The organism is Nostoc sp. DSM 114159, from assembly GCF_053470285.1.
In genome coordinates, this window is the sequence record NZ_JBPFEH010000001.1 from 2,503,963 (window position 1) to 2,525,632 (window position 21,670).

Here is a 21,670-nt window from a genome sequence, read left to right on the forward strand (position 1 = left end):
AGCCCGTGCTAAGTTATAGGCGAGTTATAAATTATAAGTTTTAAAATCTTATTCCTCACTACTTTACTTGTAACTCACACTCCCTACTCCCCTGCTCCTTTTGCTCAAGATATGGGAATATTATAAAGTTGTAGCTAACTGCCTACGTAGAGGTTTAAAGTGGATACCATTGCAATTCCTGCTCTAAATCGGCCAGTGGATGCCACGGTAGAAATTCCTGGTTCTAAAAGTCTTACCAATCGGGCGTTGCTTGTCGCAGCTTTGGCGCAAGGTGACTCCATTTTAGAAAATGCCTTATTTAGTGAAGACAGCGAGTATTTTGCTAAATGTGTAGAGCAATTGGGCATTCCCATTACTTTGAATCCTCAACTGGCGCAAATTCAAGTGGCGGGAAGAGGAGGCGAAATTCCAGCTAAACAGGCAGATTTATTTGTGGGTTTGGCAGGTACAGCAGCACGCTTTATTTCGGCGCTGGTGGCACTGGGGAATGGTGAATATCGCCTCGATGGCGTTCCCCGGATGCGAGAACGACCGATGGGCGACTTGTTGACGGTACTGCAAACGGGTGGAGCAACTGTTAACTTTGAAGGACACTCAGGGTTTATGCCCTACACCGTCTATAGTCGGCAATTCGCTGGCGGAAATTTTCGCTTGAAAGCAAACCAAACAAGTCAGCAACTTTCGGCATTACTGATGATTGCGCCTTATGCTCAACAAGACACAATTGTTGAGGTTGAAGGTACGCTGGTTTCTCAGTCTTACGTGAAAATGACCTGTCGTCTGATGGCAGATTTTGGCGTGGAGGTGATGCAAATTGGCGATAATAAGTTTCAGATTAAAGCAGGTCAACGTTACCAAGCTCGACATTACACAGTCGAACCCGATGCGTCAAATGCTTCTTACTTTTTTGCCGCCGCTGCTGTCACGGGTGGACGGGTGCGGGTAAAACATTTGACCAAACAATCTTGTCAAGGTGATATTCTCTGGCTGAATGTTTTAGAACAGATGGGTTGCGAAATTAAGGATGCGGATGATTACACCGAAGTGACGGGGCCGAAGCAATTGCAAGGCATCGACATTGATATGAATGATATCTCGGATTTAGTGCAAACATTAGGAGCGATCGCCCCCTTCGCCAGTTCACCAATTACCATTCGTAACGTGGAACATATTCGATATAAAGAAACCGACCGAATTAAAGCTGTGGTTACAGAGTTGCGGCGGCTAGGAGTTGAAGTTGAAGAATTCGCAGATAGACTGAAAATTGAGCCTGGCCCAATCACCCCAGCAGCGATTGAAACTTATCACGATCATCGAATGGCGATGGCTTTTGCTGTCACTGGCTTGAAGGTTCCAGGGATTGTAATTAAAGATCCTGGTTGCACAGCCAAGACTTTTCCAGATTACTTTACCCGATTTTCCCAAATGTTAGAGCAATAAGAGCTATTTTCGCTAAACGCATACCAATTCAATTAATGATTGCAATACATTCTTGGGTGAAGACGCGATGAATCGCGTCTCTACAAGAAATGGTGTATTTGTCGCATTCTTTTTTTTATTGGTATTACTTTTTCAATGCCAGAGTTAAGCCATCGGCGATCGCTACTACACTAAGACTAACTCGCTGGTCTTGATGCAGTTTTTGATTAAAGGCACGAATTCTTTTAGTTCTATTATCTTGCACTTCGGGGTCGGCAACCCTACCTGACCAGAGAACATTATCGATCGCAATCAATCCCCCCGGACGCACTAATTGCAGCGATCGCTCATAATAGCCATCATAGTTGCTCTTATCTGCATCGATGAAGACAAAATCAAAAGTTTCTCCTTCTCCTGTTTCCAGTAACCGATCCAAAGTCTGCAAAGCTGGGGCAATATGCAGTTGAATTTTATCCGCCACTCCAGCTTGTTGCCAATAACGTCTAGCGATCGTGGTAAATTCCTCACTAATATCGCAGGCTACTACTTTACCGTCATTCGGTAACGCCAATGCCACCACCAGGGAACTATAACCTGTAAATACCCCAATTTCTAAAGTTTTCTTAGCTCCTAGCAACTGCACCAGTAATGCCAAAAACTGCCCTTGTTCGGGAGCAATTTGCATTCTACCTATGGGATACTGGGCTGTTTCGTGTCTGAGTTGGGTTAAAATTTCCGGTTCTCGAAGAGAGACTGACAGTAAATAGTCGTGGAGGTTTTGTTCGAGTCCTAGTGTTTTAGTTGTCATGGAAATTGGGGATTGGGCATTAGGGATTGGGCATTGGGCATGGAGAATAGCGAATGAGTTTTTAATACTCGTGGACGAGTCTTTAATACTCGTGAATGAGTCTTTTTTACTCGTGGATGAGTCTTTGATACTCGTGGACGAGTCTTTGATACTCGTGGACGAATCTTTTTTACTCGTGGATGAGTCTTTTTTACTCGTGGACGAGTCTTTTTTACTCGTGGACGAGTCTTTGATACTCATGGACGAGTCTTTGATACTCGTGGGCGAGTCTTTGATACTCGTGGACGAATCTTTTTTACTCGTAGACGAGTCTTTGATATTCGTAAATGATTTTTTTAAAGCCAAAATTATATTTAAATGCAACTCAGTATGATAAACAAAACGATGTCTACAACGGGCTACGCCTACGCTCAGGATATTTTAAATCATGCCAAACCTTAAAGAAGATGATAACGCTCTGCGCGAGGTGTTGACCCAAGCCAAAATCATCGCTGTTGTGGGTCACTCTGATAAACGCGAACGCACCAGTTATCAAATCGCCCAATTCTTGCGGCACAAAGGCTATACAGTTTATGCCGTCAACCCGCAAATTAAAGAAATTGACGGTCAACCCAGTTATGCTGCACTCCAAGAATTACCCGAACCTGTGGATATTGTTAACGTGTTTCGTCGTTCTGAGTACTTGCCAGAAATTGTAGATGAAGCAATTTCCATCACTGCTAAAACTGTGTGGACACAACTGGGTATCTGGCATCAACCATCAGCACAAAAAGCTATAGATGCAGGACTTAATGTGGTTATGGATGCTTGTATCAAAATTGAATATCTGCGGCTGAGAGTAGGATTAACAGGGAATATTTAGTTTTTATGCCTACAGATATTCTAACAATCATTTAGATTGTAATTCTTATGCAAAAAGCGTAATTTACCGCCGTAGGCATCTCACAAACATTAGACTTCTTGGCATTTGTCGGGAAAAGGGAAAAGGGGAAGGTGGGGTCCCCTCTGGGGATAAGGGGCGGGGGAAAAGGTTCTGCAAAAGTCCCTTTCCCCTTTAACCTTTACCCTTTTCCCCCTCTTGCAAAAGTGCTTTTTGCAAGAGGTCTATTCTATGTATGTGTAGAGATATTGCATACCAAGTGTTTGTTTGAGTTACTTGCTTAAACCCTTCTAGAATAAAAACTATTGTAGGTAATTTTATTACTAAAGTTGTTTTTATTGTGGGAGGTTATGATGAGCCGTCCAATAATTCTTGGTATTGTCGGTGACAGCGCGGCTGGTAAAACAACGCTAACGCGAGGAATCGCTCAGGTACTCGGCCCAGAAAATGTCACGCTCATTTGTACAGATGATTATCACCGTTACGATCGCCAACAACGTGCAGAAATTGGCATCACTGCTCTCCACCCCGATTGCAATCATTTAGATATTATGCAGCAACATCTGTCGCTGCTACGTACAGGACAACCAATTCTTAAGCCAGTTTACAGCCATAAAACCGGCACATTCGAGCCACCGCAGTATATCAAGCCCAATAAATTCGTAATCATTGAGGGGTTACTCGGTTATTCTACCCGTGGTGCTCGTGATTCCTACGATGTGAAAGTTTACCTTGCACCCCCTGAAGAACTACGCAGAAAGTGGAAAGTCAAGCGGGATACCCAAAAGCGCGGCTACACAGATGAACAGGTGCTAGCAGAATTAGAAAAGCGCGAACCAGACTCAGCAGAGTTTATCCGTCCGCAGCGACAATGGTCTGATATAGTCATTAGTTTTTATCCACCCACTGGGGAAGATGATGAAACCAATGGACACCTGAATGTACGTTTGGTACTTCGTCCAACAATTCCGCACCCAGATTTTACCCAGATTGTCAACTCTGGCTATGGTAATTCTGACTCAGCGATCCGTCTAGGGTTAGACAGGGATATGAGTAAGCCTGTAGATGTCTTAGAAGTTGATGGTCATGCCACCTTAGACCAGGTGAATAAGCTAGAGCATATTATTTGTTCTGATATGCCCCATTTAAGAAGTATTTGCGATCGCGAAAGTAACCCAGAACTGGGTAAAATTGCTGGTACAACTGGAGAAACACTGCAAAGTTATCCTCTGGCTTTGACTCAGTTGATCATTACCTACCACATGCTCAAAGCAACGCAAATTCATCAGTAATTAGCGAAAAGAAAGGGGTTTAAATGGTTTGCGATCGCGTGTGTGTTGGGCTATTAAATTATGCGAGCGTACTATTAATCTGTCAAATTTTAATTGATGGTAAGCAAGTTCATAGTAAGGACTAAAGTCCTTATCTTCTAAGCACTAAAGTGCTTACTACAAACCCTCAAAACTATCTTGACAAAGTAATATAATTGTGATTCTAAACTTAGATGCTCATAATTGTGACTTGACAGGGGCTTGCAGCAATTCAATATCTTTAATTTGAAGAATGCCACTACTCTCAAATTGCACGCCTATTTGAATCTTGGAAGCATTCGCTTCTTTTTTAAAATAGGCACGCACTTTGTAAGGCTGAAAATTTTCCGTTGGTGAAACTCCTGTACCCCATGAAATTGCTCTCATTCCGCTCGATTCTGGTGGTCTAGCTACACCCAAACTTACTGCAATTGATTCTTCTGTGTTTAGCGCTTTCGCATTAAAGTGACAAGCAAGAACACACTCTTGGACATCGGGTTCTGCAACTTCAAACAAGATGACTTTTCGCAAAGGATCTGTACTATTAGTTAGAAAGCGCTGACTATTATCGTCATAAGCTTCAATTTGCCAACTTTCTCCAACAATTGCAATGCCTCCTTGTGTCACTATGGAATCGGCAGATGTGAATCGACGAATCAATACAAATGGCTCTGCGGGTTCGGGAATAGCAAAGGGTTTTTCTAGCTCCTTAAGGGTTTCCTTAGCTTTAGAGAGAATAAAACTTGTCAAATTGTTGAATAGCTCGTCAAACATAGCGTACTTTGCTAATTACTTAAATTTCAAGTATTGCTTATGATTGTTACTTTACAGACGCTTGCAACAATTCAATATTTTTAATTTGAAGAATGCCACTACTCTCAAATTGCACACTGATTTGAACTGTGGCAACATCTGCTTCTTTTTTAAAATGGGCACGCACTTCGTAAGGCTGAAAATCTTCCGTTAGTAAAACTTCTGTAAACCATGATGTTGTGGCTCTTCCGCCCCATTGTCCCGTTCTTTGAAAACCTAAGCTAACTTTAATTGGTTTTTCTGTGTTTAGCGCTTTGGCATTAAATTGACAAGTAAAAACACACTCTTGGACATCGGGTTCTGCAACTTCAAACAAGATGACATTTCGCAAAGGATCTGCACTATTCGTAAAAAAGCTCTGATTATTATCGTCATAAGCTTCAATTTGCCAGCTTTCTCCGACAATTGCAATACATCCCTTTGTCACTGTGGAATCGGCAGGTGTGAATCGACGAATCAGCACAAATGGCTCTGCGGGTTCGGGAACGCCGAAGCGTTTTTGCAGATCGTTACCGACTTCTTGAAGTTTAGCGTCAATAAAACCTTTGAGATTGTTGAATAAATCATCGAACATAGCGATCGCCTATGGCAGCAGGTACATAATTGCACTTATTAAACTTGGTAACAAGCATATTTTCACTGAAAGTCTACTGTCGTTAGGGGTAAAGCGAAAAACCTAATCATTAAACTCTTGACATCAACTTAGCAAATTGCTAAGTTTGAATAACTACGATTTGACACTTCGAGAGACATTATTATGAGCTTTATTTTGAAAAAATTCATTTATTATGCATATTATTTCCAATACAGCACTAAAACTTTTTTATCAAAAGTATCCCGATGCTGAATCTAGTTTACGTGGTTGGAACAAAGTTGCAAAATTAGCCAAGTGGCAAAGTATACTTGAAGTTCGTCAAGCTTTTAACTCTGCCGATCCAGTAGGTGAGCTTACAGTTTTTAATATTCAAGGAAACAAGTATCGCCTTATTACCTATATTGACTATCAAAGTCAAAAAGTATTTATTCGCAACGTATTAACTCATACAGAGTACGATACAGATAAATGGAAAAATGACCCTTGGTTTAAATAAACGTCCTACCTACATTGAATTGCTGCAAGCATTTCCTCCTCGTCCTATCAAGACTGAGGATGAGTTATTTGCTACTCAAAAAGTTATTAATTCTTTGATAGATAGCGCTCCGCTAACATTAGATGAAAAAGATTATCTTAATATTTTAGGCACTCTAGTTTACGAGTTTGAACAAACACAAGAGCCTGTGCCTGATATTTCTGGAATAGATTTACTTCAGGTTTTGATAGAAGAAAATGGGCTACTTCAAAAAGATTTAGTACCCATTTTCAAAACAGAATCTATTATATCGGCCATATTGAAAAAGCAGCGTAAATTAACAACTAGACACATTGAAGAACTGGCGAAATTTTTTCATATTTCACCTGCTGCTTTCTTCCCAAATAATCTTGAGTAACTTGTTATTGGTTGCTTGTGGAAGTGCGATCGCCTACGGCAGGCGGGTAAAATTAAAGATTTTCTCAAATAAAGATGATTTTGAGAGCAAACGAGGGATAACTAAGGATAGTTCGATGTGTGGTGCTATTTTCTTAGTTTAATATGACCTATTGCCTCAGAATTGCCGACTTACCTACAAATGAGCGTCCGCGTGAGCGATTAATGACGCATGGTGCAAAAATTTTAGCCACAGCGGAGTTAATCGCAATTCTTTTAGGCACTGGTCAAGGGCCAGGAAAACTATCTGCTGTGGGTTTGGGACAATATATCTTGAGCGAATTAGCCAAACACCAACGCGATCCTTTAATAGTTCTGCGAGAAGTTAGCCCTGCTGAATTGATGCAAATTTCTGGTGTTGGCCCGGCGAAGGCGACAAGTATCTTAGCAGCAATTGAATTGGGTAAACGTGCCTTTCAATCACGTCCCAATGATGGCACATTAATTGATAGCCCACTCGCTGCTGCTGCTACCCTCAGCCAAGATTTAATGTGGCAGATACAAGAACGTTTTGCAGTGGTGTTATTAGATGTCAAGAATCGCTTATTGGGTACGCAAGTAATTACCATTGGCACTGCAACCGAAACCCTAGCCTCTCCCCGTGATATTTTTCGAGAAGTTATTCGTCAAGGCGCAACGCGGGTAATAGTTGCCCACAACCATCCTTCTGGGAACCTTGAACCCAGCCAGGAAGATATAGAATTGACGCGTCAGTTATTAGCAGGGGCGCAGCTTTTGGGCATTCCGGTACTAGATCATCTGATTTTGGGCAATGGCAATCATCAAAGTTTACGGGAACTGACAACCTTGTGGGATGAGCATCCACAGGGGGATTAGTGAAAAAGCAGGGGAGCAGCACTTCTCTGCGAGACGCTCCGCGAACGGCTACGCTCAGTGAACGAGGGGCAGGGGGGCAGAGGGGCAGGGGGGACAAGGGAGACAAGGGGGACAGGGGGATAAGGGGACGAAAGGTGAGAACTTGCAACAAGTCTTTCCCCTTGTCCCCAATTCTCCTTGTCTCTAAGTCCTCTTCCCCCTGCTTTAATTATTTACGCCGACCTACTTATTACTTACTTTCCTGCATACTTCTAACTAGTTTAGTCACTAGCTTTCTGGGAGTAAATCTTACAGATTCAGCAAGTAACTTATTTTTAATTCCAGGAACGACAACAGTTTTGTTTTCAAATAGACCACGATAGCCGATTTCGGCTACTGTTTCCGCAGTCATAATTTTTTGACCGCTTACTAGCTTTGAGTCTTCCATTGCGGCTCTTTGTTGAAAACCAGATTCGGTAGGCCCTGGACAAAGCGCCGTTACAGAAACGCCTGTACCTTCTAATTCATTTGCGATCGCTTCTGAAAATGATAAGACATAAGCTTTACTAGCGTAGTATACTGCCATCAGCGGGCCCGGTTGAAAAGCAGCCGTGGAAGCCAGGTTTAATATTTTTCCAGACCCCCGTTTAACCATACCTTTGAGAAATAACTTGGTTAAATGTGTCAGACATAAGATATTGACTTGTAGCAATTGCATTTCAGCATTCAGGTCAATTTCATTAAATAATCCGTAGGTAGCAAACCCGGCATTGTTCACCAACACATCAACATTAATCGATGCTTGTTCTAGCTCAGCGAAAATTTCTTCTGGGGCTGATGGGTTAGACAAATCCTTGGAAATAACTTTGACATCAATGCCAAATTTCTTTTTCAATTCATCGGCAATTTTATTCAGCTTTTCCAGGCTTCTAGCTACCAACACAAGATTGTAACCATCTTGAGCAAATAATTTTACAAATTCATAACCGATGCCGCCAGATGCACCAGTAATAAGAGCCGTTTGTTTGCGATTAGTCTGCATAATTTTTCCTTTTGTTATTTGTTATTTGTCATTTGTCATTTGTCATTTGTCATTTGTTATTTATTATTCTCCCCTGCTCCCTGCCCCCTGCTCCCCCTGCTCCCTGCTCCCTGCTCCCTGCCCCCTGCTCCCTTCATTGCCATTGGGAAATTTCCAAGCGAACTGCTGCATTTGTTCCTAAAACTTTTTGACCGCGTTCAGGTAAAGAAACATACGCAACATATACATCTGAACTAGATTCTGAAGTCGGATTTAATTTTGTTACTGGCTCTTTTTCTTCAGAATTCCAACTGTATTTAGCCTCATAAGTGCTATTTGATTCGGCAACATCAGTAATTAGATAGTCAGACCACAAAGGTACTTGGTCGAGATGATGGTCGCGTAACCAATTCGTCTCTTGTTTTGTAAAGGAATGCAGTGCTAAACGCAGGGCATATCTACAGGTATTATCATCATTGACTGAGTTTCTGGGGATTAAGAAAGCTGTAAATAGCGGAATAGGTTTATCTGTTCGGGTTAACTCTTGTGTAATTGGGCAATAATGAGCGATCGCTTGCTCATATATTGGAATAGGAAGACCACGCAAAGCCACTCTAGTTTCCAGTTGATAAAAGTTTTTGTCCAGGTCTTTTAACTCAACATTGCTCAAAGAGAGTTTTACCTGGATATCACCAAACAAAAATCGTTGCAGGTTTTGATAACCTTCTTCGGAGTTCAATATGCCATAAGGCCCACCATGAGAGCGATGAACATAAGCACGATGAGATCCAAGGATATAAGCTTTATCAATCTGAACTAGACCATCACTTTTCACTCCAACAAGATTGCGTGAAAGACCAAAAGCTTCTTCATAATCATGTGCATTCGTGCCGATTAGAGAAAAAACGCGGCTTGGCGAAAATGCAGGATCTATACTTTGTAATTGTTGTAGCTGAAAGTTATCGGGTAACTCAGCTGTTGGTTTAATATTAGGTGTTAAATACTGGTACATCCGCTGAGGGCCAAAGTCATCAGAATTATTCAATTGAAACCTGTCCCTAAGATTTTCAATTAAGCCACCCCCGACCTCAAAATAAATACCGCCATGAGGTGTAGCGTAGGTAAAGAATTTGTCAATGCTATCGCCAGCTTGCTCGCCTTGTTCTGGATAAATCTTTTCAATCAAACTGCGACAAACAAGGCCGCCCATTGAGTGGGCAACCAGATAAATTTTATCAGCACCCGTCGTTTTTTTGACATTCTGGATCAAGTCTCTTAAACCCTTAGCTATCTCCTCCATCTCCTGCCGGACTACACTTGAGGAGCCAAAGCTAGGTGTAGATATATCATAAAATCGATAGATCCAAATAGTTTTATGAAGTCGATCGGACAATCTTTTAATTTGATTGCTCACATTCTGATTATCAACAATCGGTTGATAACCATGATCGGTCATTAGCCGCAGCAATGGACTCTCGAAAAAAAACTTCTGAGGATTTTCCTTCTCATCTACTCGAATATGAGTTGAACCACTATTGAATCCATAAAATGGATCGTTGACTGTTTGCTCAACGTCTTTTTGTGTACCTGCATATCCACGAACGAAGACGATTGGTAAATACTGCATATATATCCTTGCTATTTAATCAATATTTTTTCTCGTTCCCAGATTCAACCTGGAAACGAGTGCAGAATATCAAGACAAGTTGTCTTAGTACAAACATTTTATTAATTCGTAGCGAATTCTCTGCGTTTAAAACACTACGATATTACATGGGAGCTGTACTTAGAAAGTTTTCACGAACTCAATTAGGGCTTTCTTGTCTTCATCTGGGAGATTTGAGCCAAAATAATGACCCTCATCTTCTACAAAGTCAGGAGATTTGTTGGCTCTTAAAAGTACGCGTGCCAATTTACCCTTAATTCCACCGCCTGGTTTCAAGTCTTGAAAAAGGTTGCCGAGATTGAGAGATGTAATCGCTTCTCTCATATTGATGCTTGCCAGCAAATTCACAGGTGTACCTTTAGGAACAGGAAGCTTAAATCTCGGATTCGGATCTCCTGGGGGAAGCTCTAATTTAGTATCTTGAGATGTTCTGCTGATAATTCCCTCACGCTTTTCAGGCCACAGCAGCTTTTCCATCGCATCCGTATAGGCTTCTACACGTCCTTTCACTGAAGGATCTTCGTTGTAAAGTCCTAGTGTGTTGTTGTGAAGAAGTGGTGCTGTTGCCCAAATGCTCACTAGTGAAGGTGTACGGTAATATCCCAAACCGCCATCAGGTATCTTAAATTCGATGGGTTTTTCCCGATCGAAGGGGTTGTACAACGTCAAAGTCCCTGGTGATGGCAGTTCTTTGAACGTCTTCGAGGAGAACTGATCCCAAATATGCCCCTTAGCGGCATTTGTCCCTAGCGATCGCGCCGCATTAGTACCAATTAAAGTAACTGGATAACGCTGGTCATCAGACAAGAAGTTGTGGTCGAGGAAATTACTACTGAGTACAGACTCTTCGTACCATTTTTGAGCCTGTTCGGGGTCAGCTGCGATCGCAGCAGGTGGCTTTTTGCTGGAATGGCAACTAGCACAAGTGCTGGCAAAAACTAGCTTGCCACGTTTGAGAACTTCTTCATCTTTAGTCAAGAACTTTTCACCATCTGGTGCATCTTTCAGGTGCATCGGCTTGATGGTTTTTAAGAATGCTTCGGCATCAGCCATGCGTGCTTCTGTCTGTCTCCAGCCTTCGCACTCCTTCCGCGCTTTTTCGATATCAAAAGGTTTTTGGGGAGTTCTGCCTAATAAAGGCTCATGGAGACTTGTCCAGTAATCGCCGCACATCCCAATGTTGACGTAAACGCGTAGTGAGGCATTTGCCACTCCTGTAGAGTCCGCACCATCCTTGAGAATATGATTAACATCCTTGGTTGAACCATCGTTCATTACCTCTGGATATTTGGGGCGATCGCCTAAATTAAAAATGGCATTAATCGCATTCGGATTGTTAATATGATCGGTGGCAATCCGAGAAGTATCAGATGTACCAGGTTTTTGAGAGTCAAGTACTTGCTTAATAAAACTATTATCCGCAACGCTGCTTCCAAATAATTTGTTTTCCTTGATGTACTGATTACCCAATGCTGGTACCAAATTTTCCCATCTTGGATGTTCCTTGTCTTTGGGTGGATTGAGGGGATTTAATGCTACGTGACAGATGGCGCAGGACTGCCCGATTACGTATGGAGGCTCAACTTGTGAAGTTTTGGCATATTCAACAGGGTTCCATTTTGTCGAGTCGAAGTTGGGGTTTTGGAACTTACGCAACCCAATAACGCCAGTTGAGAGCGGATCTTTACATTTATCTAGCCACAAACCGTATTCATCTGGTGCTGTCGCCTTTTCACATCCAGGATCGTTAATTGCACCATAACGTTGCAATCGCTCGTCATGCACGCGCGAGTCAATCAGCTTTAACAGATCGACACCACCATGCGTTCGCTTGGCTAAATCGCGATAGTACTTAGAATTACCGCCAGTCCATAAGTACCAAGTGCAACGACCCCGTTTCTCGGCATCTGTCAAATTCTCCTTTGTGTACTCTGGGAGATAACCGATACCCTCGCAGTTATCAGGATATTCAGATACACCCGTATCTGAATACTCGGTACTTATGGACGTAGGTATTTCACTATACTCATCGGCTAGAGCTGTAGGCGTTCCATAAAAGCCGCAGACTATAAACACAGTCACGAATAGGAGGAGCAGACAGCCCTTAAAAATTAGACTTGTCTTTTTCATAAAACTCTCTGGTTATAACACCTAAACCTTTTCCATTGCACCTCACATTTGCAGAGGTACACTAATGCTTCATCACCAATTTCCCATTTTCCAGATTTAGTCTTGGGATATTTTGATGATTAATGTACCTTACTGAGGTTCGTTATATATGAAGTTACTACACAAATTTGTAAAACGTCATCAATAAACTTTTATACATTTCTCAATCAAAACTTTAAAAATTTGTAAATTTACAATGGTCTTCAATAACCAATTTGCTATGGTTATATCGATTTCCTACCTACTTGGTTAGGTTTGTAACAAATTGTTAGCAGCTACTTTTAGTTACTTTTAAGGTTGCCTTAACCTTTTAAGAAAAATAAAAGACGGAAATTTTGACTTTTTTTAAGAATTGCTCTGTAAATACCGTAGGTTTACAAATTGCAAAAGTCTTTATATAACTGTAAAAACCAATAAGGATAAATATCCATGCTGAAACTGGTTAAGTAAATTTAAGTAACAAAAACTTAATATTTAGCGCTCCCATCCGAAAACTTCCACTGTAGATTTGTAGACATAAAAAACTGCTCTCCCAGAGACACTAGAAATAATAGTTCTCTGGCGAGACTGTTAGCGCTACGAATAATTTCGATATGTAATTTTATTGCCGAAACAACAGAGAAACACAGAGAAACACATGGAAAACGATATTATATTTGAGCCATTGAGATTCCGTAATCTCACAGTAAAAAATCGGATATTTCGCTCTAGTATTTCTGGCAGATGGGATAACTATGATGGTTCAGGTACTCAAGCCCGAATCAACTGGGAAGAAAAGTTTGCTCGTGGTGGTGTAGGAGCGATTATTAGTTCCTTTGTCCCAGTCGCCATCCGGGGACGAATTATGCCCAATTACGCCACCATTAACTGTGATGAGCGCATTCCATTTTGGCGAAAAGTAGGAGAAAGAGTCCACGAATATGACTGTAAATTTATTTTGCAATTAAGTCATTCAGGGCGACAGCAAGATATTGGTGGTGTAGAAAACTTAGGAAAAAAAGCCTTAAGTTCCACTAGCCAAACTGAGCCATTCCACGGCTTTTTGTGTCAAGCGATGACACTAACAGAGATTAAAGAAACAATTCAATATTTTGCCGATGGTGCTAGACGTGCCCGTGAAGCAGGTTTGGACGGGGTGGAATTGCACAGTGCTAATGGATATCTTTTTAATCAATTTCTCAGTTCTGGAATTAACGACCGTCAAGATGAATATGGTGGTTCATTAGAGAATCGAGCGCGGTTTTTGCTAGATGTAATTAGAGCAATCCGCAAAGAAGTAGGCAACGACTTTCATCTGCAATTCAAAATTAGTGCCGTTGACTATAACAACGCCGTCACCTTTTGGGAAAAACCAGGTAATACCATAGAAGATTCTATCCAAGTTTGTCAATGGGCAGAAGAAGCTGGGGCTGATGCCGTGCATGTGTCAACTGGTAGCTTATTTCCTCACCCACTCAATCCCATTGGTGATTTTAATTTCGATATCATTACTAAAACCTATGATTCCATGTTGTCAAGTGGTGTCGAAACTACACGCAACTACATTTTATTTCGCAAAGCATTTTTGCATCCACTGTTTAGTTTTTTATGGAATCGCGTGAAAAAGCAATTGCCTCCTCAAGCATTTAGTGGTGACGATGTAAAAGACCCTAAAATCAAGCAGCTACTAATAGAGAACCAAGGTAGAAACTTACTAGATTCCAGAGAAATTAAAAAGCACGTTAATATTCCGGTATTATGTACAGGTGGTTTACAGCAAGCTTCTTATATTCGTCAGGCAATTAGCGAACATTATTGTGATGGGGTGACAATGGCTCGTACCCTAATTGCTAATAATGACTTAGTTAAATCTTTTCAAGCAGGTAAAGACTTGGCAGATAAACCCTGTACTTATTGCAATAAATGTCTGCTAAATGTCATTGAAAATCCCTTGGGTTGTTACGAGCAGGATCGCTTCAATAGCTATGAGGAGATGATGGAAGAAGTAATGTCAGTCTTTCATGAAACTCAGTTTGCAAATTTATCTAGATAAAAAAGCGATGCGTATCGCATCGACAATTTCGCTTACAAATAATCTCGAAAATATGGGGAGTGTTTCATGACTGAACAAACAAACCCTACCCTACTTCCAACCTCAATCAAGGGAATCTTCCAGCGGATTTGGGTTGTAATTGTAGGTATTGTAGCAGTAGCAGTATTTTTCCTTTGGCCTGTTTTGTCCAACTCCCCAGTGGATTATGCTGATATTGAAAACCATTTTAAATATGGTTCAATCGGTAGCGAACCGGTCAATGGCATCCCTTACTGGATTTGGAAAGTTTTACCCGAATTATTCCCAGATAAATTACCTGGAAAAGATTATACTTCTCTGGGATTTATCAAAGAAGCTGACAAAGATTTACCTATAGGTTTTTCGCAACGGCGAGTCTTTATCGACCGAGTTGGGTTGAATTGTGCTGTATGCCATACAGGAACGCTGCGAAATACCCCTAATAGCGAACATCAAGTCATCACGGCAATGCCTGCGAATGTAGTTAATTTGCAGGGATATATCAAATTCTTATCAACAGTTGGTGTAGATGAGCGCTTTACTGCTAACCGGATGTTGCCAGAAATTGAAAAAATCAGTGGTGGTCTTAATCCCATTGAAAAATTACTTTATCGCTTCATTGCAATTCCTCAAACCAGAGATGCACTAATTAATCAGGCATCTCGACTTAAGTTTGTTGAAAAACAACCAGATTGGGGGCCAGGAAGAGTAGATACTTTTAATCCTTATAAAGCAATTCAATTCCATTTCCCAATGGATAAATTGCGTGAGGATGAACTGATTGGTACTTCTGATTTTCCCTCAGTTTGGAATCAAAAACCCCGTGAGGGATTGCAGTTACATTGGGATGGTAATAACACTTCAGTTGATGAACGAAATAAGAGTGCAGCTTTAGGCGCTGGAGTTACTCCGACAACAATTGATTTGCCTCGAATTCAGAGAGTTGCTGATTGGTTATGGGAACTACCACCACCAAAATATCCCTACGAAGTGAACGAAACTACAGCAGCGAAGGGAGAACAGCTTTTTGAAAGCAATTGTGCTAGTTGTCACGCTTTTGGTGGTGCATATACAGGCAAAGTTGTCCCAATTCAAGAAATTGGTACAGACCCTCATCGTCTTGACTCATATACCTACAAAACGATGTCTAACCAAAATACTCTGTATACAGGGTATCCGTGGCGCTTTAAAAATTTCCGCAAGACGAATGGCTATGCAAATATGCCACTTGATGGTGTTTGGTTGCGTAGTCCTTATCTGCACAATGGCTCAGTTCCGACCTTACGGGATTTACTAGAAACACCAGAAAATAGACCTAAAGAATTCTATCGTGGCTACGATGTGATTGATAGAGCAAAAGTTGGCTTTGTATCCGATGTCGGTGTAGAAAACGGTAAGCAATACTTTAAGTTCGATACTACAAAACCTGGAAATAGTAACAGCGGTCATTTATATGGTACCGATCTTCCTACAGAAGATAAAAATGCACTAGTTGAGTACATGAAAAAGCTTTAAAAGGAGAAAAAAATGAATAATTACGCTAAATGGTTTAGTCGTGTTACTTGGGTTGGCATTATTGTTAATATGCTTTTTGTCATTCCTTCTTGCTTCTTTCCAGAATTAATGCTGACGTTCCTTAAAATGCATATACCAGAGCCAATTATCTGGGTTCGCGCTGCGGGAATGCTGTTGTTTATTATTAGTGCATTTTATATTCCTGGGGCACTTGACCCGTACCGATATCAGGCAACTGCCTGGATATCAATATTTCCTTCAAGAGCTTTTGGTTCAACATTTTTCATTTGTGCAGTACTTTTCTTTGGGCAAGATAAAGGATTTTTATCCATTGCCTTTGTAGACCTGTTTTTTGGATTAACGGAACTAATTCTTCTGACCTTAGCAATGCGTAGCAAAATGCAATCGCTGCAATTCCAGTGAAGCAATTCTCCTAATTTTATCCCTAGTCTAGTGTGGGTATATTTCCTGCACTACAAACAGATTCTTCTGCAAAGGAGCAAAAAAGTGCCATGACAATACTCAAAAATAAAATAGGTAGGGTAATCACAAGCATTGTTTTAATTGTGGTTCTTTTAGCTGGTGTAGTTGGGTATGTGGGATGGTACAACCTTTTTCGAGAGGTTCCCACATATTATGAATCGTCTGAAGAACACTTTAAATATGGTTCTATTGGCACAGAAGAAGCGCAAGGTGTTCCCTATTGGATTTGGCTGGTATTACCACGAATATTCCCTGATAAATTACCAGGAGCAGGTGGTTATACTTCCTTGGGAATCACATGGGAAGAGGGTAAAGAAATGCCAGTTGGGTTTACGAAAAAAACCATTGGCTTCCCTCGTGTCGGTATAACTTGCGCTGTTTGCCATACTGCTACCTATAGAACAACAGAGAAAGATAAACCCACAATTGTGGCCGCTGCTCCTGCTAATAAGTTTGATTCACAAGGCTATTTACGATTTTTGAGTGCAACTGCTGGTGATGCCAGATTTACAGCAGATTATATCCTTGACGAAATCAAATATAATTACAACCTTTCTTGGCTAGAAAATTTACTTTATCGCTATCTGCTAATTCCTCAAACTAAGAAAGCACTGCTGCAACAAAAAGAAGACTATAGTTGGACAGATTCTCGTCCTAACTGGGGCCCTGGTCGAATTGATCCTTTTAATCCAGTTAAATTCAATACTTTAAAGTTGCCCAAAGATAACACTATTGGCAACTCTGATATGATGCCTCTTTGGAATCAAAAGATGCACAAAGGGTTTGCACTCCATTGGGATGGGTTAGAAACTTCACTAACAGAAACTGTTCAAACTGGAGCAATTGGTGATGGTGCTACTAAAAAATCACTTCCTGTAGCAGATTTACAACGAGTAGAAGATTTTATTCAAGAACTACCACCTCCTAAATATCCATTTGCGATTGATGAGCAAGTGGCTGCAAAAGGAAGCCAAATTTTTGCTAATACTTGTGCATCTTGTCACGCTTTTGGTGGGGAAAGAACGGGTACTGTTATCCCTGTGGAAGAAGTGGGAACTGACCGCCATCGGTTAGATATGTGGACGCAAGAAGGAGCAGATACTTACAATCATTTTGGTGATGGCTATCCTTGGGACTTCAAAAACTTACGCAAAACCAATGGCTATGTATCTGTTTCCCTAGATGGATTATGGTTAAGAGCGCCATATTTACACAATGGTTCAGTCCCATCTCTACAAGATTTGTTAGAAAAACCAGAGAATCGTCCTCAAGTTTTCTATCGGGGATATGATGTCTACGACCCGAAAAAAGTTGGTTTTATTACTGAAGGAGATGAAGCCAAAACTATAGGTTTTAAATACGATACCAAGGTAACTGCTAATTCCAATCAGGGACATATTTATGGCACTGATTTATCTGATGAGAATAAAAAAGCTTTGATTGAATATCTGAAAACTCTGTAATGAAGTTTGTTTGCTAAATCCTGACGTTAATCATTTACTAGCAATCGCTCAAAAACCGAATTGGAGATCATCGTGAAACCATATTTACCACAAAAAGACCCTGATGTTAATGTCCGAATCAATTGGCTAGATAAAAATCGAGAAGAGTACAAATTTAATTACGATTATCTAGCTCCTCTACCAGTAATTGATAAAGTTCCTCATAAGGAAATATTCTCGGCGGAATATACTGCTAAACGTTTGGCAAGTATGGCAACTCTTGCGCCAAATATGCTAGCTGCCAAAGCCAGAAACTTCTTAGACCCACTAGATGAATTGGAAGAATATGAAGAACTTTTGTCACTCCTACCAAAACCCGATGTCATAAAAAATTACAAAACAGACTCTTGTTTTGCAGAACAACGACTCTCTGGAGCGAACCCATTAGCTATCCAAAAAATTGATGTATTACCTGAGAATTTTGCTGTCACAGATGCACATTTTCAGAAGGTTGCAGGAACAGAATTTACTTTAGAAAAAGCCCTCAAGGAAGGTAAGCTGTATTTCTTAGATTATCCTTTGTTATCTGAGATTAAAGGTGGTGTCTACGAGAATGTTAAAAAGTACCTTCCCAAGCCACAAGCTCTATTTTACTGGCAAAGTAATGATAGTTCTAATGGTGGTTCTCTAGTACCTGTTGCGATTCAGATTAATCATGACTCTGGCGCAAAAAGCGTAATTTATACACCAGATGACCCCCATTTAGATTGGTTTTTGGCAAAAACCTGCGTTCAAATTGCTGATGGCAACCATCAAGAATTGGGTAGTCATTTCGCCTATACCCATGCAGTTATGGCTCCGTTCGCGATTGTTACTGCGCGACAACTAGCAGAAAATCATCCCATCGCTTTACTGTTAAAACCCCACTTCCGTTTCATGCTATTTGATAACGATTTAGGACGCACTCAGTTTTTACAGCCTGGAGGCCCGGTTGATGAGTTTATGGCAGGTTCATTAACGGAGTCTCTTGGATTTGTGGCGAAGGTTTATGAAGAATGGAGTGTTGAAAAATTTACCTTCCCTCGGTTAATAAAAAGTCGCGGAACGGATGACCCAGAACTTCTACCGCACTTTCCTTTCCGGGACGATGGTATATTAATTTGGAATGCCGTCGAAAAGTTTGTGGCTGAATACTTGCAACTCTATTACCAAACCTCACAGGATATCAGTGACGACTATGAGTTGCAAAATTGGGCTAGAGAATTAGTAGCTCAAGATGGTGGTAGAGTCAAGGGAATGCCAGCCAAGATTGAGACTCTAGAACAACTGATTGAAATCATCAGTGTGGTAGTATTCACTTGCGCTCCTCTACACTCTGCTTTGAATTTTTCTCAGTACGAATATATGGCTTTTGTACCCAATATGCCCTATGCAGCCTACCACCCAATTCCAGAAACTAAGGGTGTGGACTTGGAAACTATCATGAAGATACTTCCTCCCTTTAAACAAGCTGCCGATCAGGTGATGTGGACTGAGATTTTAACATCGTACCACTATGACAAATTGGGTTTTTATGATGAGGAATTTGCCGATCCCTTGGCGCAAGAAATTGTGGTGCAATTTCAACAGAACTTGCATGAAATAGAACGGCAAATAGATATTAGAAATCAAACTCGTCCCATACCTTATAACTACTTCAAACCTTCGGAAATTATTAATAGCATTAATACTTGAACTGGGGATTGCGAATCAATACTTTTTGGTTAAGGCAAGAGACGCGATGAATCGCCGTCTCTACAATCATCAGACGCGATGAATCGCCGTCTCTACAATCATTTTTTTAGAGATGGGGGTTTAGCGAGCTAGAATTTTCATCAAAAACCTTAACCGAACTGTATTGGATTGGGAATTAGGAATTGGGGACACTTCGATCCAAAACTTTTCTTCGCTGAAATTGGAGAATCTTGAAGGCGGCCCGTTGAATTAATCTCAGAAAAAAGAGGTATAACAATGTCAAATCAGCAAGTAACAGTCACCGCTCGATTAAAAGTAAAGCCAGGTTTGGAGGAGGGATTCAAACAGGAATTTCAACCTGTAATAGCTCTTACACTTGCAGAAGAAGGTTGTATTAATTACGATTTACATCAATCTGTTGAAGAGCCATCTTTGTTTCTGTTGCATGAAAACTGGGTCAGCCAAGAAATTTTGGCTCAACACTTAGAGCAGCCGTATATTAAAGCTTTGAACGAAAAGTCAGGACAATTTTTGGTTGAACCACCTGAAGTCAGGTTATGGCAGCAGATTGCGAACAATTAATTCCTAGCTGGTGATAAGAATGACATCAAGGGTGTTATTGTATGGTGCAACTGGCTATGCTGGAAAACTCATTGCTGAATCTGCTAAAAATAACGGACTGGAATTAATTTTAGCTGGACGCAATCAAAGTTCACTAGCAGCTGTAGCCAATGAATTAAGTTTGGACTTTCGGGTTTTTGGCTTAGACGATCCGCGATCGCTCGCTCTCTCTCTTGAGGATATAATTGCTGTCATCAACTGCTCTGGGCCTTTCTCCAAAACCTCAAAGCCACTTGTCGATGCTTGCCTCCAAACTAAAACTCACTATTTAGACATAGCTGGCGAAGTACCTGAATTTCAGGCGCTACAAGCACGAAATGCTGAGGCTAAAAGTGCAGGGATAATGCTTCTCCCTGGTGTGGGATTTGGAGTTGTCCCTACTGATTGTGTAGCTGCTTACCTCAAAGATAAGTTAGCAGTTGCAACGCGACTGATTTTAATCTATGAAACAGTGGGCGGTGTATCTCAGGGAACTGCAAATACAGTACTGCCAACTTTACATCATATCGGGGTAGTCCGAGAAGCAGGTAAGCTCATCCCATCTCGTCCAGCATCGAAAAGACGTAAAGTTGATTTTGGTTATGGACCCGTGACAGCAGTAACAAACCCTTGGCGTGCTGATATTATTACTGCGTTTCAGACTACGGGTATTCCCAATATTGAGGTTTATACCGTATTTCCTAATCCCGTGCGCTTCCTGATGGAGTTGAGCCAGTATTTGGAATGGTTATTTAACTCGTCTTTATTCCAAAGTGCTTTAGCAAGTTTAATTAAAACTCTACCCACTGGGCCAACGGCAGCAGAACGAGCCAAGGGGCAAGTTAGAGTAATTGGTATTGCTGAGGATGAAACTGGTCAACAAGTAAGTGCAAAACTCTTAGGGCCGGAAGCATACGATTTTACGGCATTGGCGGCTGTAGCAGTTATCAAACGGGTAATTAAAGGCGAAGTTAAGGTAGGATTCCAGACTCCTGCATCTGTATATGGGGCAGATTTTGTCCTTGAAATTCCGGGAGTTATTGGGTTCGAGTAAAATTAGGACTGACGCGAAACTAAATACCAATTCAATTGATGATTGCAACACATCCTTGGGTAAAGACGCGATTCATCGCGTCTCTACAAATGGTCTATGTGTTGCATTCTTTTTTCAAATTGGAACTATACGCGCTCTGGGGCAATTCATGAATAGGTTTGATATCTTTTTCAGTCCAGAGGATAGTTTGTTTTGGTAAAAAATTTCCGATTTGGTGATGCTAGTACTCAATTTGCTGAGAATGTAAATACCAACTGCCCGCATCACAATTATTGCTACGACTGTTACCATTATGTGTGGCGAACTGCAAACATAAATCATCAAAACTGCAATCAAGGCAAATTTGAAACCACAATAAATTGCA

20 protein-coding genes are annotated in these 21,670 nt (G+C 41.0%); 14 read left to right on the forward strand and 6 right to left on the reverse strand.

The window, feature by feature from the left end; genetic code table 11:
- Positions 1-159 precede the first annotated feature (159 nt).
- Entirely contained in the window at positions 160-1,440 is a 1,281-nt protein-coding gene (gene aroA, locus ACR5KR_RS10330; protein ID WP_445626665.1) for a 3-phosphoshikimate 1-carboxyvinyltransferase, read from the forward strand.
- A gap of 124 nt (positions 1,441-1,564) precedes the next feature.
- Here aroA and ACR5KR_RS10335 read toward each other — a convergent pair whose 3' ends face one another.
- Positions 1,565-2,227 (reverse strand): class I SAM-dependent methyltransferase, encoded by a 663-nt coding sequence (locus ACR5KR_RS10335; protein WP_448266447.1) that lies wholly within the window; start codon positions 2,225-2,227, stop codon positions 1,565-1,567.
- Between the two features lie 427 nt (positions 2,228-2,654).
- Here ACR5KR_RS10335 and ACR5KR_RS10340 point away from each other — a divergent pair, with 427 nt between their 5' ends.
- Positions 2,655-3,089, forward strand: a complete 435-nt coding sequence (locus ACR5KR_RS10340) for a CoA-binding protein (protein WP_445626663.1) — start codon at positions 2,655-2,657, stop codon at positions 3,087-3,089.
- Between the two features lie 371 nt (positions 3,090-3,460).
- Entirely contained in the window at positions 3,461-4,399 is a 939-nt protein-coding gene (locus tag ACR5KR_RS10345; protein ID WP_445632137.1) for a phosphoribulokinase, read from the forward strand.
- Between the two features lie 216 nt (positions 4,400-4,615).
- On the opposite strand, the gene ACR5KR_RS10350 is transcribed toward ACR5KR_RS10345, so the two are convergent.
- Together ACR5KR_RS10350 and ACR5KR_RS10355 are read right to left on the reverse strand one after the other, a co-directional pair.
- Positions 4,616-5,191 (reverse strand): hypothetical protein, encoded by a 576-nt coding sequence (locus ACR5KR_RS10350; protein ID WP_448266448.1) that lies wholly within the window; start codon positions 5,189-5,191, stop codon positions 4,616-4,618.
- A gap of 46 nt (positions 5,192-5,237) precedes the next feature.
- A complete protein-coding gene (locus tag ACR5KR_RS10355; RefSeq protein ID WP_448266449.1) occupies positions 5,238-5,804 on the reverse strand; it encodes a hypothetical protein in 567 nt (188 codons plus the stop codon).
- Positions 5,805-6,018: 214 nt separating this feature from the next.
- On the opposite strand from ACR5KR_RS10355, the gene ACR5KR_RS10360 reads away from it, so the two are divergent.
- From ACR5KR_RS10360 to radC, 4 genes are read left to right on the forward strand one after another with little or no spacing between them, the layout of a single operon-like run.
- On the forward strand, positions 6,019-6,321 hold the full coding sequence (locus ACR5KR_RS10360; protein WP_448266450.1) for a type II toxin-antitoxin system HigB family toxin: 303 nt from the start codon (positions 6,019-6,021) through the stop codon (positions 6,319-6,321).
- Positions 6,302-6,718 (forward strand): helix-turn-helix domain-containing protein, encoded by a 417-nt coding sequence (locus tag ACR5KR_RS10365; protein WP_448266451.1) that lies wholly within the window; start codon positions 6,302-6,304, stop codon positions 6,716-6,718. Before ACR5KR_RS10360 ends, ACR5KR_RS10365 begins: the two co-directional genes overlap by 20 nt.
- Positions 6,711-6,860: a hypothetical protein gene (locus ACR5KR_RS10370; protein WP_448266452.1), complete on the forward strand. Its 150-nt coding sequence runs from the start codon at positions 6,711-6,713 to the stop codon at positions 6,858-6,860. The genes ACR5KR_RS10365 and ACR5KR_RS10370 overlap by 8 nt, the downstream gene beginning before the upstream one ends.
- 1 nt (position 6,861) lies before the next feature.
- A complete protein-coding gene (gene radC / locus ACR5KR_RS10375) occupies positions 6,862-7,593 on the forward strand; it encodes a RadC family protein (RefSeq protein WP_448266453.1) in 732 nt (243 codons plus the stop codon).
- Positions 7,594-7,822: 229 nt separating this feature from the next.
- Here radC and ACR5KR_RS10380 read toward each other — a convergent pair whose 3' ends face one another.
- From ACR5KR_RS10380 to ACR5KR_RS10390, 3 genes are all read right to left on the reverse strand, one after another.
- On the reverse strand, positions 7,823-8,614 hold the full coding sequence (locus ACR5KR_RS10380) for an SDR family NAD(P)-dependent oxidoreductase (protein WP_448266454.1): 792 nt from the start codon (positions 8,612-8,614) through the stop codon (positions 7,823-7,825).
- A gap of 133 nt (positions 8,615-8,747) precedes the next feature.
- On the reverse strand, positions 8,748-10,220 hold the full coding sequence (locus tag ACR5KR_RS10385; protein ID WP_448266456.1) for a lipase family alpha/beta hydrolase: 1,473 nt from the start codon (positions 10,218-10,220) through the stop codon (positions 8,748-8,750).
- A 159-nt stretch (positions 10,221-10,379) separates the two neighbouring features.
- On the reverse strand, positions 10,380-12,389 hold the full coding sequence (locus tag ACR5KR_RS10390) for a hypothetical protein (protein ID WP_448266457.1): 2,010 nt from the start codon (positions 12,387-12,389) through the stop codon (positions 10,380-10,382).
- 676 nt (positions 12,390-13,065) lie between these two features.
- On the opposite strand from ACR5KR_RS10390, the gene ACR5KR_RS10395 reads away from it, so the two are divergent.
- The 7 genes from ACR5KR_RS10395 to ACR5KR_RS10425 all read left to right on the forward strand — a co-directional run bounded on the left by ACR5KR_RS10395 (position 13,066) and on the right by ACR5KR_RS10425 (position 21,306).
- Positions 13,066-14,460 (forward strand): NADH:flavin oxidoreductase, encoded by a 1,395-nt coding sequence (locus tag ACR5KR_RS10395; protein ID WP_445626657.1) that lies wholly within the window; start codon positions 13,066-13,068, stop codon positions 14,458-14,460.
- Between the two features lie 66 nt (positions 14,461-14,526).
- Positions 14,527-15,993: a c-type cytochrome gene (locus tag ACR5KR_RS10400; RefSeq protein WP_445626656.1), complete on the forward strand. Its 1,467-nt coding sequence runs from the start codon at positions 14,527-14,529 to the stop codon at positions 15,991-15,993.
- 12 nt (positions 15,994-16,005) lie between these two features.
- On the forward strand, positions 16,006-16,416 hold the full coding sequence (locus ACR5KR_RS10405) for a hypothetical protein (protein WP_445626655.1): 411 nt from the start codon (positions 16,006-16,008) through the stop codon (positions 16,414-16,416).
- Between the two features lie 89 nt (positions 16,417-16,505).
- Positions 16,506-17,939: a c-type cytochrome gene (locus ACR5KR_RS10410; protein WP_448266458.1), complete on the forward strand. Its 1,434-nt coding sequence runs from the start codon at positions 16,506-16,508 to the stop codon at positions 17,937-17,939.
- Between the two features lie 72 nt (positions 17,940-18,011).
- Positions 18,012-19,652: a lipoxygenase family protein gene (locus tag ACR5KR_RS10415; protein ID WP_448266459.1), complete on the forward strand. Its 1,641-nt coding sequence runs from the start codon at positions 18,012-18,014 to the stop codon at positions 19,650-19,652.
- Between the two features lie 276 nt (positions 19,653-19,928).
- Entirely contained in the window at positions 19,929-20,234 is a 306-nt protein-coding gene (locus ACR5KR_RS10420; RefSeq protein ID WP_445626652.1) for a putative quinol monooxygenase, read from the forward strand.
- 19 nt (positions 20,235-20,253) lie between these two features.
- Complete coding sequence (locus ACR5KR_RS10425) at positions 20,254-21,306, forward strand: saccharopine dehydrogenase family protein (RefSeq protein WP_448266460.1); 1,053 nt, start codon at positions 20,254-20,256, stop codon at positions 21,304-21,306.
- Positions 21,307-21,670: the final 364 nt, after the last annotated feature.

Bases quoted from the DNA above. Each gene is read 5' to 3' on its own strand.
- ACR5KR_RS10335 (WP_448266447.1), bottom strand. From the start codon at position 2,227: ATGACAACTAAAACACTAGGACTCGAACAAAACCTCCACGACTATTTA.
- ACR5KR_RS10340 (WP_445626663.1), top strand. From the start codon at position 2,655: ATGCCAAACCTTAAAGAAGATGATAACGCTCTGCGCGAGGTGTTGACC.
- ACR5KR_RS10345 (WP_445632137.1), top strand. From the start codon at position 3,461: ATGAGCCGTCCAATAATTCTTGGTATTGTCGGTGACAGCGCGGCTGGT.
- ACR5KR_RS10350 (WP_448266448.1), bottom strand. From the start codon at position 5,191: ATGTTTGACGAGCTATTCAACAATTTGACAAGTTTTATTCTCTCTAAA.
- ACR5KR_RS10355 (WP_448266449.1), bottom strand. From the start codon at position 5,804: ATGTTCGATGATTTATTCAACAATCTCAAAGGTTTTATTGACGCTAAA.
- ACR5KR_RS10360 (WP_448266450.1), top strand. From the start codon at position 6,019: ATGCATATTATTTCCAATACAGCACTAAAACTTTTTTATCAAAAGTAT.
- ACR5KR_RS10365 (WP_448266451.1), top strand. From the start codon at position 6,302: ATGACCCTTGGTTTAAATAAACGTCCTACCTACATTGAATTGCTGCAA.
- radC (WP_448266453.1), top strand. From the start codon at position 6,862: ATGACCTATTGCCTCAGAATTGCCGACTTACCTACAAATGAGCGTCCG.
- ACR5KR_RS10380 (WP_448266454.1), bottom strand. From the start codon at position 8,614: ATGCAGACTAATCGCAAACAAACGGCTCTTATTACTGGTGCATCTGGC.
- ACR5KR_RS10385 (WP_448266456.1), bottom strand. From the start codon at position 10,220: ATGCAGTATTTACCAATCGTCTTCGTTCGTGGATATGCAGGTACACAA.
- ACR5KR_RS10390 (WP_448266457.1), bottom strand. From the start codon at position 12,389: ATGAAAAAGACAAGTCTAATTTTTAAGGGCTGTCTGCTCCTCCTATTC.
- ACR5KR_RS10395 (WP_445626657.1), top strand. From the start codon at position 13,066: ATGGAAAACGATATTATATTTGAGCCATTGAGATTCCGTAATCTCACA.
- ACR5KR_RS10400 (WP_445626656.1), top strand. From the start codon at position 14,527: ATGACTGAACAAACAAACCCTACCCTACTTCCAACCTCAATCAAGGGA.
- ACR5KR_RS10405 (WP_445626655.1), top strand. From the start codon at position 16,006: ATGAATAATTACGCTAAATGGTTTAGTCGTGTTACTTGGGTTGGCATT.
- ACR5KR_RS10410 (WP_448266458.1), top strand. From the start codon at position 16,506: ATGACAATACTCAAAAATAAAATAGGTAGGGTAATCACAAGCATTGTT.
- ACR5KR_RS10420 (WP_445626652.1), top strand. From the start codon at position 19,929: ATGTCAAATCAGCAAGTAACAGTCACCGCTCGATTAAAAGTAAAGCCA.
- ACR5KR_RS10425 (WP_448266460.1), top strand. From the start codon at position 20,254: ATGACATCAAGGGTGTTATTGTATGGTGCAACTGGCTATGCTGGAAAA.